The following is a 17,672-nucleotide window of genomic DNA, read 5'->3' as shown; positions in this document are numbered from 1 at the left end:
CGAATGCGTTGTGACCATGAGCACTGAAGCCGACCTCGGCGTGCGGAACGACGGCGGCGACCGCCCGGCGGCGCACGGCGCATGGCGCGCCGTGCGCACGCTCGTGGTCGTGTGCCTGGCCGCCGGAGCGCTGACGGTCGCCGGCTTCGCCGGCTTTCTGACGCTGGTGCCCGCCGGCGAACGGCAGGCCGAGGCGGTTCACGGCGAGGGCATCGTGGTGCTGACCGGCGGAGCCGAACGGCTACCGGACGCGCTGCGGCTGCTCGCCTCCGGCAGCGGCAAGCGGCTGCTGATCTCCGGCGTGCACCCGGCCACCACCGAGAGCGAACTCGCCCGCGCGCTGCCGGATTTCGCGGCCTATGCGCGCTGCTGCGTCGATCTCGGCCGCCGCGCCCTCAACACCGCCGGGAACGCGATCGAGACCCGCCGCTGGGCCGAGCGCCATCATTTCCGTTCGCTCGTGGTGGTGACTTCGGGCTATCACATGCCGCGCACGCTCATGGAGCTCGCGCGCGAAATGCCGAACGTCGATCTCGTCCCCTACGCCGTCGTGACCGAACGCCTGCGCGGCGAACCGTGGTGGCGCGACTGGTCCACGGCCAAGCTTCTCGCCGGCGAGTATGTGAAATACGTCGCCGCTCTGGTGCGCGTGCGCCTCGCTCCCCGCCTCAGCGCCACCGAGACCGCCGCGACGGATCGCGGCGCGCCCCCGTCGCGCTCCTGACGGAACCGCCCAGACCCGTGACCCAGTCCGTTCTCCGCCGTCGCGCCGGCGACGTCGTTTTTTGGCGTTCGCTCGCCTTCAACGTCCTGTTCGCCCTTCAGCTCGTCGTCATCGCGCTCGCGACGATTCCCGTCGTGCTCTTCTTCCCGCGCCGGCACGTGCTCGGCGTCGCCAAGTTCTGGTGTCGCGCCAATCTCTGGCTGCTCAAGACGGTCGTCGGCGTCGAGGTGGAGATGCGGGGGCTCGAACACGCGCCGCACGGGGCGGCGCTGATCGCGGCGAAGCACCAGTCGGCGCTCGAGACCTTCGCGATCGTCCCCTACATCGACGACCCGCTGTTCGTGCTGAAGCGCGAACTGACGTGGGTGCCGTTCTTCGGCTGGTTCCTGATGCGGCTGAAGATGATCGCGATCAACCGCTCCGCCGGCGGCGACGCGCTGTCCCAGATGCTGTCGCAGGCGCGGACGGCCGCCGCGGACGGGCGGCAGATCGTCATCTTTCCCGAAGGCACGCGCCGCCCGGTCGGCGTCGAGCCGCGCTACAAGCAGGGCATCGTCCACCTCTACGCCGAGCTCGGCCTGCCCGTGACGCCGGTCGCGATCGACACCGGCGTGTTCTGGCCGCGCGGCACACTGAAGCGCCGCAAGGGGCGCGCGGTCATCCAGTTCCTGGAGCCGATCGCGCCCGGACTGCCGCGGGCGGCGTTCGAGCGCCTGCTCCGCGACCGCATCGAACAGGCGTCGAACGCGCTGGCCGCGGAAGCGCTGGGCGCCGACGCTCCCGGCGTGCTCGAGCGTCGGTGACGGACCTTTGAACCGGGCCGGAAAGGGCGGTTAAGCCGCTGACTTGACAGCGCTCTGCTCATAGGAGGTACGATGGTGACGCTAACGAGGCGCAGACCCAATGTCTGATTCGTTTCCATCGGCAACCCTGATCGAGCAGATCGCCTCCCGCGCGTCGGGAGCGGCCGACCCTGCGGACCAGGGCCTCGCCCATGTGGCGCGCGAGGCCGGGTTCGGGGAGCGCTACCGCGTGTGGCGCGGCCGATCCGGGCGGCGCTATCTGGTGACGGTCATGCCGCTCGGCGAAGCCCTGCGGACGGAGGACGCCGTGATCCTGGTCGTCGCCGTCGGCGCCGACGGGACGCGCCGCGTGATCTGGGCCGGCGAGCCGGGCGACGGGCTTCCCGCCCTTCAACTGTCGGCCGGGCAGCAGATCGAGGCCCATGTCCACCTGATCGCCTCGATCCCCGCGCGGCGGCGCGCCGCGATCGAGGACCTCGTGTCCGCGACCCAGAGCTACTCGTCGGTGCTCACCGCCAACGCGGCGGCGAGCCAGGCGAGCGTCGGGTCGGTCACGCCCAACTTCTCCAACTCGCGCACGGTGTTCAGGACGTAGTCGGGGTTGGGGCCCGCGGCCCCCACGCTGCGCCTGACCCGGTGGAGCGTCTCCTCGAGCGGCAAGTCGCCGACATATTGCGGGTGGCGCGGATCGGCGACGTAGGTCACCGCCCGCACGACCCGGCCGTCGGCGAGCCGCGTCGGCAGCAGCACCTCGTGATAGACGTGGCTGACCAGTTCGCGCTCGCGCAGGTAGGCCAGCGCGTCGGCCACCCGCTCGGCCGGCACGCGGAAGGCGACGCCCTCGCACGATCCGCCGGCGTCGAGGCCGAGCACCAGTCCGGGACGCTCCGGCGTGCCGCGGTGCCGGTGCGACGCGATGCAGAGCGCGCGGTGATAGCCGTCGACCGTGGCGGGCTGCTGCTCGGCATGGTCGAAGCCGGGGCGCCACATCAGCGAACCGTAGGCGAACACCCATAAGTCGACGTCGGTCGGAATCATGTAAACACGGCGATCCTTGCAGGCGTCCGATCTTGGGCGATGGGGGCGGGACGAGGCAAGATCGCGCGCCATATCCGTCGGGCCTGCGTCCCCAAGAGATCGACATGATCCGGGACGACGGTCACGGGCCGGCGCAGGCGGATCGCGCAGGCGCGAACGGCGGAGCGGAAGCATGACGAGCCAGGACGACCCCACCAGACCGGCTTCGCGATCGCGCTGGATGATCTACCTGCCGACCGCGCTGCTGCTGCTCGCGGCCGCGCTCTGGTCCGTCTTCTGGAACGTCGCCGCGGGGCGCGCGGAGCAAGCGGTCGACGCCTGGATCGCGCGCGAGGCGACGAAGGGCCGCGTCTACGCCTGCGGCTCGCGGCGCGTCGAAGGCTACCCGTTCCGCATCGAGCTGATCTGCGACGCGCCGACCATGACGGCGCCCGGCGACGGCGGCCCGGTGGTCGCGACCGCCGCGCGCTTCACCGGCGTCGCGCAGATCTACGATCCGCGCCGCATCATCGGCGACCTGCAGGGCCCGATCGCCTTCACTGACGCCGCCGGCGGCCGCGCCGACCTGTCCTTCGCGACCGCGCAGGCGAGCGCCGCGGCCGGCTCCGACAACCGCTTCGACCGCGCATCGATCGCGCTCGCGGCGCCGCGCCTGACCGCGGACGGCGTCGAGATCGGCGCCGCGCGCCGGGTCGAGGTCCACATGCGCCGCGCCCCGGCCTCGACCGACGGCGTCTACGACCTCGCCGCCAGCGCCGACGACGTGGTATCGCCCTTCGCCGACGCCCTGCCGGTCGGCTCCGGCCCGGTCTCCGGCGAGCTGCAGCTTCAGGCGCAGGGCGTGCCCGACCTCCGCCCCGGCCCGACCTCGGAGCGGCTGCGCGCCTTCGCGGAGGCCGGCGGCAAGCTGCACGTGGCGCTCGCGCGGCTGACCCGCGGCGACGTCGCGGCGGAGGCGAAGGGCGATGTCTCGCTGGACACGGAGGGCCGCGTGAACGGCGACCTGCGGCTGACGGCGCGCGGGGTCGACGGCGTCGTCAGCGGCCTGCTCGGCGGCGGCGGACGCGATAACCTGCTGTCGTCGCTGCTCGGCGCCGGCGCGCAGATGCTCGGCAAGCCCGCGCGGCTCGACGACAGGCCGGCGACCGCCTACCGCGTCCGGATCGACGCCGGGCGGATCGAGATCGGCCCGGCCCGGCTCGGGCGGCTGCCGCCGGCGTTCTGACGCCTCAGCGCTCGCCGGCCGAAGCCGGCGGCGTCGCGCGGCGGCCGAAATCGGGCGCGGCGGTGTCCTGGCCCTGCTCGACGATCGAGCGGCGGATCGCGCGGGTGCGGCTGAACAGATTGAACAGCGCGTCGCCCTCGCCCCAGCGGATCGCCCGCTGCAGCGCCTGCAGGTCCTCGGTGAAGCGGCCGAGGATCTCCAGCACCGCGTCGCGGTTGTTGAGGAAGATGTCGCGCCACATGGTCGGGTCGGACGCCGCGATGCGGGTGAAGTCGCGGAAGCCCGACGCCGAGTACTTGATCACCTCGGACTGGGTGACGTCCTCGAGGTCGGCGGCGGTGCCGACGATGTTGTAGGCGATCAGGTGCGGCACGTGGCTGACGATCGCGAACACCAGATCGTGGTGCTCGACCGTCATGGTGTCGACGTTCGCGCCCATGCCCTCCCAGAACCGGCGCAGCCGCTCGACGTCCGCCTCGTCGGCGGGCGACAGCGGCGTCAGGATCGCCCAGCGGCCTTGGAACAGCTCCGCGAAGCCGGCGTCGGGGCCGGAATCCTCCGTGCCGGCGATCGGATGGGCGGGGATGAAGGCCGCGTGCGCCGGCACGTGGCGGCCCATATCGCGCACGACCGCGCCCTTGACCGAGCCGACGTCGGAGAGCACCGCGCCCACCTTCAGCTTCGGCGCGATCTCGGCCGCCACCGCGCCGCAGGCGCCGACCGGCGTGCAGACGATGACGAGATCGGCGCCCTCGACCGCCTCGGCCGCGGACGCCGCCACCACGTCGGCGATGCCGAGCGCCGCGACCCGGGCCGCGACCGCTTCGTCGCGATCGTAGGCCACGATCGATCCGGCGACGCCTCCCGCCCGCGCCGCGCGCGCGATCGACGAGCCGATCAGGCCGAGCCCGATGATCGCGACCCGTTCGAAGGGAGCCGCCTCAGCCACGTTCGTCCCTCATGAAGTCCCCGAGCGCCGCGATCACGGCGCGGTTGGCCTCGTCGCTCCCGATGGTGAGCCGCAGGGCGTCCGGCAGGCCGTAGGAGGCCACCGAGCGCAGGATCAGCCCCCGCTCGGTCAGGAAAGCGTCGGCCTCCTTCGCGGTGCGGCCGGGCTCGTCGGGAAAACGCACCAGCACGAAGTTCGCGACGCTCGGCGTCACGGCGAGCCCGAGCGCGCCGAGCGCCCCGGTCAGCTCCGGCAGCCAGCGGGCGTTGTGGTCGACGGCGGCCTCGATGTGGGCGCGGTCGGCGATCGCCGCGGCGCCCGCCGCGATCGCGGGACCCGACAGGTTGAACGGGCCGCGGATGCGGTTCAGCACGTCGACCACGCCTTCCGGCCCGTAAAGCCAGCCGATGCGCAGGCTGGCAAGCCCGTAGACCTTGGAGAAGGTGCGCGTCATCACGACGTTCTCGGCCCCCGCCACCAGCTCGATCCCGGCGGCGTAGTCGTTGGCGCGGACATATTCGGCGTAGGCCGCGTCCAGCACGAGCAGCACGGTCTTCGGCAGGCCGGCGTGCAGACGCTTCACCTCGTCGAACGGCAGGTAGGTGCCGGTCGGGTTGTTGGGGTTCGCGAGATAGACGATCCGCGTGCGCTCCGTGACGCGGGCGAGGATCGCGTCGACGTCCGCGGTCAGGTCGGTCTCGGGCGCGACCACCGGAACGCCGCCCGCGGCCAGGATCGCGATGCGGTAGACGAGAAAGCCGTGCTCGCAGAACACGCCCTCGTCGCCGGGCTCCAGATAGGCGTAGGCGAGCAGCGACAGCAGCTCGTCGGAGCCCGCGCCGCAGACGATGCGGTCCGGGTCGAGGCCGTTCGCGCGGGCGATCGCCTCGCGCAGCGCGCGCGACTGGCCGTCGGGATAGATCTCGAGGCCGTCCGCCGCGGCACGGAACGCCGCGATCGCGGCCGGGCTGGGCCCGAGCGGCGTCTCGTTCGAGGACAGCTTGTGCAGCCGCACCCCGGCGGGAGCCTTGCTCTTGCCGGGGACATAGGCCTCGATCGCGAGGGCGCTGGCGCGCGGGAGGGGGCGCGTTGCGGCGGGGGTTGCGGGAGACGCGGACGTCATGGCGGCAAGCTCCGGATGAGCGGTCGAACCGCGGGCTTCAGCCCTGCGGCGACGGAAGAGGGAGAGCGGCGCGGCGTTCAGCCGGCCGGGAGGGCGTAGCCGCCGAGCGGCCGCGCATGCGGCGCGGGCGGCTCGGCGCCGGGATGCGCGACGAGGCGATGTCGGCGCCCGTTGCGCGTGACCGCGGCCAGCGTCTCGGCGCCCTCGGGGAGCGCAACGTCGCCGTCGTCGTCCACCGCCCAGACCGAAACCTCGGACGAGGCGGCGTCGCCGAGCGGGCGCGCGAGCACCAGCGCGGGAGTCGGCGTCGGATGTCCGGCGGCGGACAGGAACGGCAGCCGCGCCATCACCTGCGGGCCGGCGCCGCCGAGCGCGTCCCACCAGATCGCGGCCGGCGCGGGATCGATGCGCACGAGGCCGAGATCGCCGGTCGACTGCGCGACGGCCGCGGCGACGCGCGACGGCGTGCCGTGGCCGACGAGCGGCACGTCGAAGCCCACATGAAAGCGGGCGAGATCGTGCATCGCGAGGGCGTCCGAACCCTGCTCCACATGCAGCGTGAACGGCGCCTGGACATGGGTGAAGGTGGCGATGATCGTGCGCCAGAGGTGCTCGGCGGTCGCGACCGGCAGCCGGCCGCCATGACGGGCGGCGATGCGGCGCATCATGTCGGCCTCGCGGCCCGGCCGGAACGCCGATCCCGTCTCCGAGGTGCGCTTGATCTCGACCAGCCGGTCGATGACGGCGCCGCGCTCCATCAGCAGGAGGTGCATGGCCTCGTCGATCCGGTCGATCTCCCGGCGGATTTCGGTCAGCGGATCGGAGGGGGCGTCGTTCATGGGGCGTCGTCTTGGGATGATCGCGCGGCGCGCGGAGGCTCGCGGCCTCCGCGGCGCACTGTCATAGACGAGCCCGCAGGCCAAAACAAACGGCGGACCGTCCGCCGGGGCCGTTCAGAGCGCGCGGCCGACCCGCGTCCAGCGCTCGTCGCGCGCGAAGGCGCAGGCGAGGTCGCGCACCACCGCCTCCTGCGCCAGCCGGGCGTCGCGCGCCACCTCGCCCATGCCGAAGAAGCCGTGCGTGGCGCCTTCGTAGTCGATGGCGTTCACGGAGACGCCGGCGTCGCGCAGCTTCTCGGCGAGCGCCCAGCCCTCGGAGCGGAGCGGGTCGATCTCCGCGGTGACGAGCGTCGCGGGCGGAAGCCCGGATAGGTCGGCCTTCCCCACCAGATCGACGCGCGGATCATCCTGCGCCTGCGCGTCCGGCAGGGCGTGGCCGAGGAACCAGCCGACCATCGCCTTGTTCAGGGGCCGCGCGTGCTCGTTGACGGCGTAGGAGGGCGTCTCCAGATCGACGCCCGCCAACGGGCAGATCAGCGCCTGGTGGACCGGCGTGGGCAGGCCCTCGCCGCGCGCGGCGACGCAAACGTGGAGCGCCAGCGCCGCGCCGGCGTCCTCGCCCATCACCGCGACGCGCGCCGGATCGCCGCCAAGCGCGGCCGCCTCCTCCAGCACCCAGCGATAGGCCTCGACCGCGTCGTCATGGGCCGCGGGGAACTTGTGCTCCGGCGCCAGCCGGTAGCCGGCCGAGACCACGACCACGCCCGCGCGGGCCGCGATCGCCCGCGGCGTGGCGTCGTAGGCGGCGACGCCGCCAAGCACGAAACCGCCGCCGTGAAAATACAGCACGATCGGAAGCTGGCCCTCCGCCCCCGCAGGCCGGTAGACGCGGGCCGGCAGGTCGCCTTCGGCGGCGGGATAGCTCACGTCATGCGCGAACGCCTCATGCGGCGCAGGCTCGTCCGCGACCTCCGCGCGCACGGCGCGCACCGCGTCGGCGACGGTCGGCTGGCGACGCGCCTCCTCGGGCGTGAGATCCTCGATCGGCTGCTGGCTGAGCGCCTTGAGCTGATCGACGACCAACGCGATGTCGAGATCGGCGCGCGCGTTCGGATCGCGCGTCACGACGCCGATGAAGCGGCGGCCCCGTTCGAGCAGGCTGGGATGAACGTGTACGTCAGCGTGGTCATGCATGGACATAGCGCGTCTCCTCGATGAGGACGAACGCTGTCGACGCCGTTGGCCGCGTCTTCGAAGCGCCGTCGGTGTCTACGCAGAATACCGTAGATCAGGCGCCTGAGAAGCAAATCCCGTTGTGCGGCGCCGCGCGACGACGCCGGATCGGCCGGGCCGGACGCTCACATGTGCCGGCCGCGGCCCATCAAAAAGCGGATAGTGCGCCGCCAGATCGCGCGACTTAAGACTTCAGTCGAACGCGGCGAAGGCCGAGGTAATGCGCGGGTCGAGCCGGTGCTTCGGCTGGAACTGCTCCGGCATGCGGGCCGAACGATCGCGCGGACGCGGCGCGGGCGACACGGTCGTCGCCGCCGGCTGGACCGTCGCGGGCGCGGCGACCGGAGCGGCCGCGGGCTCCTCCGAACGGCCGCCGAACAGGCCGCCGACGCTGCGGACCCATCCGCTGACGCCGCCGGAAGCCGGCTTCGTCGCCGCGGCGGGATGCTGGCTGACGGAGGACGCCAGAACCGGCTCCTGAACCACGACCTCGCGACGGGCGGGCGGGACCGGCGCGCCGGCTCTCGCGGCGGAAGCGGTCGCGACCTCGGCGGCGGGCGCCGCCGTCGGGGCCGCGGGCTCCTCGGCCTGGAACAGGCGGGTGAACAGGCCGCGCTCGGCCTTGTTGGCCGCGACCTGCACCGGAGCGGTCGGCTCGGCCGCGGGGGACGGAGCGGCGGCGGATCGGGCGGACGCGGCGGCGGCCGGCGCGGGCTGCGTGGCGGCGACCGAGGTGGTCGTCCGCAGCGCGACCGTCGACGCGCCTTCGGCCTCCGCCGCGGCGTAGGCCGGCGCGGACGCCGGCGCGGCGGCCGCGACCTGGGTCAGCGGCTCGTCGAGCGAGCGGCGCAGACGGCCGTTCTGAGCGACATATTCGGGGGCGGGCTCGTGCGCCTTGGACAGCGCCGCGATCACCATGTCGTCGGCGCGCTTCTTGGCGGCGACCGCCCGGGCGATCTCCGGCTGCACCGTCAGGCTCGGGCACGGCGCAGAGGCGTTCATGCTGGAGAGCGGGCCGGCCGAGGCGTTGAAGACATACTTCCGGCCGCAGGCGTCGACCCTCGGCTCGGCCTTCGTGACCTCGAAATGGTCGGAGCCTTCCTTGAGGTTCCGCCAGAACGCGATGTTCGGGTTGTTGCGGCGGCGCGCCATGTTCTCCGGCGTCATCCGGAAGGGCAGCGCCTGGACCTGGAACGACTTCTGGCCGCCGGCGAAGGCCTCGCGGGCGAGCGCGTAAATCTCGGCCATCTGCGCGTCGGTCATGGCGTAGCAGCCGGCCGACAGGCAGTCGCCATGCACCATGAGGTGCTGACCGGTGCGGCCGAGCGCCTGATCGTACTTGTTGGGGAAGCCGATGTTGAACGAGAGGTAGTAGCTCGAGCGCGGGTTCATCTGCGCCGGGCCGACCGAGTAGAACCCTTCAGGCGCCTGCTTGTCGCCTTCCTTGATCTTCGGGCCGAGCTTTCCGGAGAACCGGCAGATGTCGTAGGTCTTGAGCAGAGCGTAGCGGCCGTCCGAGCGGCGCTTCTTCCAGACCTCGGCCTTCGACTCCTCCTTGTAGATGCGCAGCAGGATCGGGTCCTGCTTCGTCATCCCCTTCTCCTGCATAAGAGAGACGGTCTGGATCGAAAGCGGCTGGACGCTGCGCGCCGTGGTGGCCTGCTCGTCCTTCTGGCAACCGGCCGTCGCCAGCGCGGCCGCAGCCGCCAGGCCGATCAGGCTCGCGCGCAGTGCGGACATGGCTGTCTCCCCGAAAGGCAAGTGCGGGCTTCTCCCACAGAGATAAACGCCCGATACCGTTACGCGAAAGTTACCACAGCTTCACGGCGCCCGTCATCCGTCACGAGCGGTATTCAGAGGCTCCTGCCGATGGCGAGGAATTTCGCGCGGCGCTCCGCGCGAATCTGGTCCGGCGACATGCCCGCGAAACGCTCCAGTCCGTGGGCGATGGCGTCGCCCGCGGCGGCGATCACGGCGTCCGGCTCGCGGTGGGCGCCGCCGAGCGGCTCCGGCACCACGCCGTCGATCACGCCGAGGCGCATCAGGTCGGCGGAGGTGATCTTCATGTTGGTGGCGGCGTCCTGCGCCTTGGCGGCGTCGCGCCACAGGATCGAGGCCGCCCCTTCCGGCGAGATCACGCTGTAGATGGCGTGCTCCAGCATCAGCACGACGTTGGCGGTCGCGATCGCGATCGCGCCGCCGGAGCCGCCCTCGCCGATGACCAGCGCCACGTTCGGCACCGTCAGGTTGAGGCAGGCCTCGGTCGAGCGCGCGATCGCCTCGGCCTGGCCGCGCTGCTCGGCCTCGATGCCGGGGAAGGCGCCGGCGGTGTCGACCAGCGCGATGATCGGCAGGCCGAAGCGGTCGGCGAGCTCCATCAGCCGCACGGCCTTGCGGTAGCCCTCCGGCCGCGCCATGCCGAAATTGTGCTTGAGCCGGGAGGTGGTGTCAGCGCCCTTCTCATGGCCCATGATCAGCACCGGCTGGCCGCGGAACCGCGCCAGGCCGCCGACGATGGCCTCGTCGTCCGAGAAGGCGCGGTCGCCTGCGAGCGGGGTGAAGTCCTCGACCAGACCGGCGACGAAATCGGAAAAATGCGGCCGGTTCGGATGCCGCGCCACCAGCGTCTTCTGCCAGGGCGTCAGGTTGGCGTAGAGCTCCTTCAGCGCCTGGACGGACTTCGCCTCAAGCCGCGACACCTCCTCGCCGATCGCGACGGCGTCGCCGTTCTCGCCGAGCGCGCGAAGTTCGACGATCTTGGCCTGGAGTTCGGCGACAGGCTTTTCGAAATCGAGATAGCTTTTCATGGGCTCCGCTTCGCGCCGCAGGCGCACGGGGTTTGGGGCGCTGGTCCATGCGAAGCGGCGCACACTGGTTCGGAGCCCCGACGAAAGTCAAGGCGACGGGCGGGGAAACGTAGCGACGGCGCGCCGGGGCCGGCGTCAGGCCGGCTCGACGTCCCCGAGCGGGTGCAGGTCGCGCACCATGGCGCGCGCGCGCTCGTCGAGCACGTGGGTGTAGATCTGGGTCGTCGCGATGTCGGCGTGGCCGAGCATCTGCTGCACCGCGCGCAAGTCGGCGCCGTTCTGGACGAGGTGGCTCGCGAAGGCGTGGCGCAGCACGTGCGGGCTGACCTTCGCCGGCGACAGGCCGGCGCGCGCGGCCGCGGCCTTGAGGTCGCGGGCGAACACCTGCCGCGTCAGGTGGCCGCTCGTCCCCGGCGCGGGAAACAGCCATTGCCCGTCCGCCGGGCCGAGCGCGTCGAGATAGGCGGCCATCGCCTGCTTCGCGAGCGGCGTCAGCGGCACGAGGCGCTCGCGCCCGCCCTTGCCTTTGACGGCGATCGCCTGCGCCGCGGGGCGCGCGGCCGAGCGGGGCAGGCCGACGAGTTCGGAAACGCGCAGGCCGGTCGCGTAGGCGACCTCGAGCAGGCAGGCGAGCCGCGTCGCCGCGAGCCGCGCCCGCGGCGACGGCTCGGGCCCCGGATCGCCGGCGGCCGCGATCAGCCGCTCCATCTCCTCGACCGACAGCACTTTCGGCAGCGGCCGGCCCCGCCGCGGGCCCTCCAGCGCCGCGGTCGGATCGTCGGTCCGCACCGCGTCGGTGTAGAGAAACTTGTGGAACTGGCGCACCGCCGAGAGCTTGCGCGCGGCCGACGACGCCTTGAAGCCTCGCTCCGCGAGATCGGCGAGATGGGCGCGCACGTCGTCCGCCGTCGCCCGCAGCGCGTCGCTCCCGCGGCCCGCGAGGAAGGCGCAGTAGTCGGAGAGGTCGCGCTCGTAGGCGTCGAGCGTGTTCTTCGCCGCGCCGCGCTCGGCGCTCGCCATTTCGAGGAAGGCGTCGAGATGGCGGCGGTCTCGGCCGCTCACGGTTGGCTCGCGCCGCCGCCGGCCGCGGCGTGCGGGCCGTCGCGGTCGAGCCGGGCCTCGGCCTCGGTCGGCTGCGCGCGCAGCTTGTTGGTCGGAATGGTCACGGTCATCTCGCGGGTGCGCGGCGTGACGAAGGTCGCGAGCGCGTACATCGCGCCGAAGCCCAGCCCGGCGATCACCCCGATGACGGTCAAAAAGCGCATCAAGCTCGGCATGTCGCGACCTCTCGGCCCCTATGACACGGACCGCAGCCGCCCCTGCTCCCACGACACCACGGGAACGCGCGGACGGCAACGCCTTTGGTTGTGCCGCCCGAACCTTAGGAATAGGTTGCGACCGTTTTATCGACCCTGGGGGAGCGGCGTGGGCGCTGCGACGGAGCATCTGGCCGACCGCGGCGCGGGGCATCGCGCGGACGGCGCGCGCCAGCCCGACGTGGGCGTCCGGACGGCGCTCGGAAACCGCTCGATCGTGCTGGTCGGCATGATGGGCGCGGGCAAGTCCTCGGTCGGCCGCCGGCTCGCCCAGGCGCTCGACCTGCCGTTCCTCGACGCCGACACCGAGATCGAGGCCGCCGCCGGCGGCATGACCATCCCCGAGATCTTCGCCGTGCACGGCGAGGCGCATTTCCGGGAGAAGGAGGCGCGCGTGGTGGCGCGCCTGCTGGAGAACGGCCCGCAGGTGCTGGCGACCGGCGGCGGCGCATGGCTCAACGAGGACACCCGCCGGCGCGTGGCCGAGGCGGGCGTCTCGATCTGGCTGAAAGCCGACGTGGAGGTGCTGCTCAAGCGCGTGCGCAAGCGCTCGAACCGGCCGCTGCTCGCCTCCGCCGATCCCGAGGCGACGCTGCGCGCGCTGGTGGCGGCGCGCTATCCGGTCTATGCGCTGGCCGACATTACCGTCGTCTCGCGCGACGCCCCCCATGAGCATGTGATCGCCGACGTGATCGCGGCGCTGAAGCGCGCGCTCGCGCCGGCCGCTCCGGACGAGGAACCGATCTGATGGCCGAAGCCGCCCTCAAGCGCGCGGACGCGGGCGAAACCGTGCATGTGGCGCTCGGCGACCGCGCCTACGACATCCGCATCGGCCGCGGCGCGCTCGACGAGGCCGGCGCCTCCGCCAGGGCGCTCGGGGCGCGCAAGGTGGGCGTCGTCACCGACGCGAACGTCGCCCGCGCCCACCTGCCGCGCGTGATGGAGTCGCTGAAGCGCGCCGGAATCGACGCCTCCGCCGTGACGGTCGCGCCCGGCGAGGCCTCCAAGAATCTCGGAACGCTCGGCGAGGTGGTCGACCATCTGCTCGCCGCCCGCATCGAGCGCGGCGACCTCGTGCTGGCGCTCGGCGGCGGCGTGGTGGGCGATCTCGCGGGCTTCGCGGCGGCGGTGCTGCGCCGGGGCGTGCGCTGCCTCCAGGCGCCGACCAGCCTGCTGGCGCAGGTGGATTCGTCCGTCGGCGGCAAGACCGGCGTCAATTCCCGCCACGGCAAGAACCTGATCGGCGCGTTCCACCAGCCGAGCCTCGTGCTCGCCGACGTCGACGCGCTCGACACCCTGCCCGAGCGCGAGTTCCGTGCGGGCTACGCCGAGGTCGCGAAATACGGCCTGCTCGGCGACGAAGCCTTCTTCGCCTGGCTCGAAGGCGCTCATGAGGGCGTCTTCGGCGGCGGGCCCGAGCGGATCGAGGCGATCGCCGCGAGCTGCCGCGCCAAAGCCGCCATCGTCGCGCGCGACGAGTTGGAGCGCGGCGACCGCGCCCTGCTCAATCTCGGACACACCTTCGGCCACGCGCTCGAAGCCGACGTCGGCTATGACGGCTCCCGCCTCGTCCATGGCGAGGGCGTCGCGATCGGCATGGCGATGGCGTTCCGCTTCTCGGCCGCGCTCGGCCTGTGCGCGCCGGACGACGCGGCGCGCGTCGAGCGGCACCTCGCGGCGGTCGGGCTTCCGACCAGCGCGAAGGCGATTCCCGGCGGCGTATCGGGCGCGGACGCCCTGCTCGACCACATGCGCCAGGACAAGAAGGTGGAAGGCGGGACGCTGACCTTCATCCTCGCCCGCGGCGTGGGTCACGCCTTCGTCGCCCGCGACGTCGATCCGGCGAAGGTGCTCGGCTTCCTCGAACGCGAGCTCGGCTGACGGGCGAAGCGGGGTCCGGCGGTCAGGCCGCCGGCTTGGCCGCCGCCTTGCGGGTCTTGCGGACGGGCTTGGGCGCCGCCGCGGCCGCCTCGCTTTCAGCCGCCTCCTTGGCGAGACGCGCGGCGCGCAAGCGGGCCGTCTTGGCGTCCTCTTTCGCCTTTTCCTGATCGATGATCGCCCGGGCCGCGCGCGTGGTCGCGTCGCCCTTCGCTTCGCTCTTGCTGGGCTTGAACAGCGTGTCGCGGGTCGCGGTCATGGCGTATCCACTCCTCCAGAAACGAAAAAAGGCCGGGCGTTACCCGACCTTCTCCCTGCCGCCTCGACGGTCCGCGCCAGTACATCCGTAGCCGCGGACCGGAGACGTCAATTCATTACGCGGCCGCGAGATTCTCGGCTGCGTTCTTGCCCGAGCGGCGGTCCTGCACGACCTCGAAGCTGACCTTCTGGCCCTCGACGAGGGTGTGAAGGCCCGAGCGCTCGACGGCCGAGATGTGGACGAACACGTCGGTGGAGCCGTCCTCGGGGGCGATGAAGCCATAGCCCTTCTGGACGTTGAAAAACTTTACGGTGCCGATCGTCATGGCGATTTCCCTTAGACCGATAAATATTTTCGTCGAACGGCCACATGCCGACCGACGTAGCGAAATCGATTTTGAGAGAAAATTCGTCGACGCGACGAGGCGTTTAACAAAATTCAACAAGCAAGATCGACTGCGTCAATTTAGGCGTTCGCCATGAAGAAAACAAGACACCCCGGCAGGATTTCGCTCCGGCCCTGTTCAGGCGCCGCCGCGACGCCGGTTTTCCCGCCTCGCGGCCGTCGGGCCCGGTCCGTCTTGCGGCCGACCCCGAAAAGGTTTATCGCCCCCATTCTGTAACTCACGCGATATTACATAATATCTGCGTAAATATTCGGCGCGCATCATGTCTGGTCTTTCGACCCATCTGAAGCGGCTCGAGGCGGAATCGATCCAGATCATCCGCGAGGTCGCGTCCGAGTTCCGCAATCCGGTCATGCTGTACTCGATCGGCAAGGACTCGTCGGTGATGCTTCATCTCGCGATGAAGGCGTTCTACCCGGCGAAGCCGCCGTTCCCGCTGCTGCACGTGGACACCACGTGGAAGTTCCGGGAGATGATCGAGTTCCGCGACGAGACCGCGAAGCGGCTCGGGCTCGACCTGATCGTGCACATCAACGAGGACGGCGTGCGCCGCGGCGTGTCGCCGGTCGCCTCCGGCTCGAACGTGCACACCCAGGTCATGAAGACCGAGGGGCTCCGGCAGGCGCTGGACGAGTACGGCTTCGACGCAGCCTTCGGCGGCGCCCGGCGCGACGAGGAGAAGAGCCGCGCCAAGGAGCGCGTGTTCTCCTTCCGCACGGCGAACCACGGCTGGGACCCGCGCAACCAGCGCCCGGAGCTCTGGCGGCTCTACAACACGCGGGTGAAGCCGGGCGAGTCGATCCGCGTCTTTCCGCTGTCGAACTGGACCGAGCTCGACGTCTGGCAGTACGTGCTCGCCGAAGAGATCCCGGTCGTGCCGCTCTATTTCGCCAAGGAGCGCCCGGTGGTGCGCCGCGACGGCGCGCTGATCATGCGCGACGACGAGCGGCTGCCTCTCCATCCCGGCGAGGTTCCCGAACTCCGCCGCGTGCGGTTCCGCACCCTCGGCTGCTACCCGCTGACCGGCGCGATCGACAGCGACGCTTCGAGCCTCGAGGACATCATCGCCGAGATGCTCGCCTCCACCACCTCCGAGCGCCAGGGCCGCCTGATCGACAGCGACGAGGCCGGCTCGATGGAGAAGAAGAAGCGCGAGGGCTATTTCTGATGCACGCCCCCCTGCCCTCCACCGTCTCGCTCGCCGAGTCCGTCGCCGAGAAGTCGCTGCTGCGCTTCCTCACCTGCGGCTCCGTCGACGACGGCAAGTCGACCCTGATCGGCCGCCTGCTCTACGACACCAAGCTGGTGTTCGACGACCAGCTCGCCGCGCTCGAAAAGGACAGCCGCAAGCACGGCACCACCGGCGAGGCGATCGACCTCGCGCTGCTGGTGGACGGGCTGGAGGCCGAGCGCGAGCAGGGCATCACCATCGACGTGGCCTACCGCTACTTCGCCACCGCGAAGCGCACCTTCATCGTGGCCGACACGCCGGGCCACGAACAGTACACCCGCAACATGGCGACCGGCGCCTCCAACGCCGACCTCGCCGTCATCCTGATCGACGCCCGCAAGGGCGTGCTGACCCAGACCAAGCGCCACAGCTTCATCTGCTCGCTGCTGGGCATCCGCCACGTCGTGCTGGCGGTGAACAAGATCGATCTCGTCGATTACCGCGAGGACGCCTTCGCCGCGATCGAGCAGGCCTACCGCGCCTTCGCGGCGCCGCTCGGCTTCCGCGAGATCACTGCGATCCCCCTGTCGGCCCGCGACGGCGACAACGTCACGACCCGCTCCGACCGCCTCCCCTGGCACAAGGGCCCGACGCTGCTGGAGCATCTCGAGGCGGTCGACGTCGAGAGCGACGCGACCTCGAAGCCGTTCCGCCTGCCCGTCCAGTGGGTGAATCGCCCCAACCTCGATTTCCGCGGCTTCGCCGGCACGATTTCGAGCGGAACCGTCCGTCCCGGCGACGAGATCGTCGTCGCCGGGTCCGGCAAGACCAGCCGCGTCGCGCGCATCGTCACCATGGACGGCGACCTGGCCTCGGCCTCCGCCGGCGACAGCGTGACCCTGACGCTCGAGGACGAGGTCGACATCGCCCGCGGCGACGTGCTCAGCCATCCGGCCGAGCGGCCGGAGGTGTCGAACCAGTTCGCCGCGCGTCTGATCTGGATGCAGGACGAGCGCCTGCTGCCGGGTCGCTCCTATCTGATCAAGCTCGCGACCCGCACCGTGCCGGCGACCGTTACGAGCCTGAAGCACAAGATCGACGTCAATTCGCTCGACCACCTCGCCGCCCGCACGCTCGGGCTGAACGAGATCGCCGAGGTCAACGTCGAGACCGGCGCGGCGCTCGCCTTCGACCCCTACGCCGACAACCGCGAGACCGGCGCCTTCATCGTCATCGACCGCGAGACCAACGCTACCGCCGGCGCGGGCATGATCCTGCACGGGCTTCGGCGCGCCACCAACATCCACCGCCACGCCTCCTCGGTCGACAAGGCGACCCGGGCGCGGCTCAAGCGCCAGAAGCCGGCGATCGTCTGGTTCACGGGCCTGTCCGCCTCGGGCAAGTCGACGATCGCGAACCTCGTCGAGGTCAAGCTCGCGGCCCGCGGCCAGCACACGATGCTGCTCGACGGCGACAACGTCCGCTTCGGCCTCAACAAGGACCTCGGCTTCACCGACGCCGACCGCGTCGAGAACGTGCGGCGCATCGGCGAGGTGGCGAAGCTGTTCGTCGACGCCGGCGTGATCACGCTGTGCTCGTTCATCTCGCCGTTCGAGTCCGAGCGCCGGATCGTGCGCGACCTCGTCGGCGACGGCGAGTTCCTGGAGATTTTCGTCGACGCGCCGCTCTCCGCCTGCATCGCGCGCGACCCCAAGGGTCTCTACAAGCGCGCGCTCGCCGGCGAGATCCCGAACTTCACCGGCGTGTCCTCGCCCTACGAGCCGCCGAAGGCGCCGGAGCTCACGCTCCCGACCACCGAGGCCTCGGTCGAGGAGCTTGCAGACCGCGTCGTGGAAGCGCTCGAGCAGCGCGGCCTGATCGACCGCGTCTGACCGCCTAGC

At 71.5% G+C, this 17,672-nt stretch carries 19 protein-coding genes; 8 read left to right on the top strand and 11 right to left on the bottom strand.

What is annotated here, in order from left to right; all coding sequences use genetic code 11:
* Positions 1–16 precede the first annotated feature (16 nt).
* From ACFSCV_RS05235 to ACFSCV_RS05225, 3 genes are all read left to right on the top strand, one after another.
* Positions 17–724 (top strand): YdcF family protein, encoded by a 708-nt coding sequence (locus ACFSCV_RS05235; RefSeq protein WP_378797684.1) that lies wholly within the window; start codon positions 17–19, stop codon positions 722–724.
* 17 nt (positions 725–741) lie between these two features.
* The gene (locus ACFSCV_RS05230; protein WP_378797682.1) at positions 742–1,527 is read left to right on the top strand and encodes a lysophospholipid acyltransferase family protein; all 786 of its coding nucleotides are present in this window, start codon (positions 742–744) and stop codon (positions 1,525–1,527) included.
* 100 nt (positions 1,528–1,627) lie between these two features.
* Complete coding sequence (locus ACFSCV_RS05225; RefSeq protein ID WP_378797680.1) at positions 1,628–2,122, top strand: hypothetical protein; 495 nt, start codon at positions 1,628–1,630, stop codon at positions 2,120–2,122.
* Here ACFSCV_RS05225 and ACFSCV_RS05220 read toward each other — a convergent pair.
* Entirely contained in the window at positions 2,023–2,565 is a 543-nt protein-coding gene (locus tag ACFSCV_RS05220) for a gamma-glutamylcyclotransferase (RefSeq protein ID WP_378797678.1), read from the bottom strand. The two genes, ACFSCV_RS05225 and ACFSCV_RS05220, sit on opposite strands and share 100 nt — an antisense overlap.
* A gap of 172 nt (positions 2,566–2,737) precedes the next feature.
* Between ACFSCV_RS05220 and ACFSCV_RS05215 the strand changes: the two genes are divergently transcribed.
* On the top strand, positions 2,738–3,790 hold the full coding sequence (locus ACFSCV_RS05215; protein ID WP_378797676.1) for a DUF2125 domain-containing protein: 1,053 nt from the start codon (positions 2,738–2,740) through the stop codon (positions 3,788–3,790).
* A 4-nt stretch (positions 3,791–3,794) separates the two neighbouring features.
* Here ACFSCV_RS05215 and ACFSCV_RS05210 read toward each other — a convergent pair whose 3' ends face one another.
* The 8 genes from ACFSCV_RS05210 to ACFSCV_RS05175 all read right to left on the bottom strand — a co-directional run bounded on the left by ACFSCV_RS05210 (position 3,795) and on the right by ACFSCV_RS05175 (position 12,018).
* Positions 3,795–4,739 carry a prephenate/arogenate dehydrogenase family protein gene (locus ACFSCV_RS05210; protein WP_378797674.1) on the bottom strand — a complete coding sequence of 315 codons (945 nt, stop codon included), beginning with the start codon at positions 4,737–4,739 and terminating at the stop codon, positions 3,795–3,797.
* Positions 4,732–5,862 carry a pyridoxal phosphate-dependent aminotransferase gene (locus ACFSCV_RS05205; RefSeq protein WP_378797672.1) on the bottom strand — a complete coding sequence of 377 codons (1,131 nt, stop codon included), beginning with the start codon at positions 5,860–5,862 and terminating at the stop codon, positions 4,732–4,734. The genes ACFSCV_RS05210 and ACFSCV_RS05205 overlap by 8 nt, the downstream gene beginning before the upstream one ends.
* 77 nt (positions 5,863–5,939) lie before the next feature.
* The gene (locus ACFSCV_RS05200) at positions 5,940–6,701 is read right to left on the bottom strand and encodes a chorismate mutase (RefSeq protein ID WP_378797670.1); all 762 of its coding nucleotides are present in this window, start codon (positions 6,699–6,701) and stop codon (positions 5,940–5,942) included.
* Between the two features lie 114 nt (positions 6,702–6,815).
* Positions 6,816–7,895 carry an alpha/beta hydrolase gene (locus ACFSCV_RS05195; RefSeq protein ID WP_378797668.1) on the bottom strand — a complete coding sequence of 360 codons (1,080 nt, stop codon included), beginning with the start codon at positions 7,893–7,895 and terminating at the stop codon, positions 6,816–6,818.
* Between the two features lie 231 nt (positions 7,896–8,126).
* On the bottom strand, positions 8,127–9,674 hold the full coding sequence (locus ACFSCV_RS05190; protein WP_378797666.1) for a L,D-transpeptidase family protein: 1,548 nt from the start codon (positions 9,672–9,674) through the stop codon (positions 8,127–8,129).
* A gap of 113 nt (positions 9,675–9,787) precedes the next feature.
* Entirely contained in the window at positions 9,788–10,741 is a 954-nt protein-coding gene (locus ACFSCV_RS05185; protein WP_378797664.1) for an acetyl-CoA carboxylase carboxyltransferase subunit alpha, read from the bottom strand.
* Positions 10,742–10,876: 135 nt separating this feature from the next.
* Positions 10,877–11,803: a site-specific tyrosine recombinase XerD gene (locus ACFSCV_RS05180; protein ID WP_378797662.1), complete on the bottom strand. Its 927-nt coding sequence runs from the start codon at positions 11,801–11,803 to the stop codon at positions 10,877–10,879.
* A complete protein-coding gene (locus ACFSCV_RS05175) occupies positions 11,800–12,018 on the bottom strand; it encodes a hypothetical protein (RefSeq protein ID WP_378797660.1) in 219 nt (72 codons plus the stop codon). Before ACFSCV_RS05175 ends, ACFSCV_RS05180 begins: the two co-directional genes overlap by 4 nt.
* 148 nt (positions 12,019–12,166) lie before the next feature.
* On the opposite strand from ACFSCV_RS05175, the gene ACFSCV_RS05170 reads away from it, so the two are divergent.
* Both ACFSCV_RS05170 and aroB read left to right on the top strand, forming a co-directional pair.
* Positions 12,167–12,805, top strand: coding sequence for a shikimate kinase (locus tag ACFSCV_RS05170; RefSeq protein ID WP_378797658.1), 639 nt, complete (start codon positions 12,167–12,169; stop codon positions 12,803–12,805).
* The gene (gene aroB, locus ACFSCV_RS05165; protein ID WP_378797656.1) at positions 12,805–13,938 is read left to right on the top strand and encodes a 3-dehydroquinate synthase; all 1,134 of its coding nucleotides are present in this window, start codon (positions 12,805–12,807) and stop codon (positions 13,936–13,938) included. The genes ACFSCV_RS05170 and aroB overlap by 1 nt, the downstream gene beginning before the upstream one ends.
* A gap of 22 nt (positions 13,939–13,960) precedes the next feature.
* On the opposite strand, the gene ACFSCV_RS05160 is transcribed toward aroB, so the two are convergent.
* Complete coding sequence (locus ACFSCV_RS05160; protein WP_378797654.1) at positions 13,961–14,194, bottom strand: hypothetical protein; 234 nt, start codon at positions 14,192–14,194, stop codon at positions 13,961–13,963.
* Between the two features lie 115 nt (positions 14,195–14,309).
* Positions 14,310–14,519, bottom strand: a complete 210-nt coding sequence (locus ACFSCV_RS05155) for a cold-shock protein (protein WP_271200716.1) — start codon at positions 14,517–14,519, stop codon at positions 14,310–14,312.
* A 343-nt stretch (positions 14,520–14,862) separates the two neighbouring features.
* Between ACFSCV_RS05155 and cysD the strand changes: the two genes are divergently transcribed.
* Together cysD and cysN are read left to right on the top strand one after the other, a co-directional pair.
* Positions 14,863–15,768, top strand: a complete 906-nt coding sequence (gene cysD / locus ACFSCV_RS05150) for a sulfate adenylyltransferase subunit CysD (protein ID WP_378797652.1) — start codon at positions 14,863–14,865, stop codon at positions 15,766–15,768.
* Positions 15,768–17,663, top strand: a complete 1,896-nt coding sequence (cysN, locus tag ACFSCV_RS05145; RefSeq protein ID WP_378797650.1) for a sulfate adenylyltransferase subunit CysN — start codon at positions 15,768–15,770, stop codon at positions 17,661–17,663. The genes cysD and cysN overlap by 1 nt, the downstream gene beginning before the upstream one ends.
* Positions 17,664–17,672 lie beyond the last annotated feature (9 nt).

The organism is Methylopila henanensis (assembly GCF_042681025.1).
Lineage (GTDB): Bacteria > Pseudomonadota > Alphaproteobacteria > Rhizobiales > Methylopilaceae > Methylopila > Methylopila henanensis.
The sequence above is the reverse complement of the archived record's forward strand: the minus strand, read 5'-3'. Positions and strand labels throughout refer to the sequence as shown.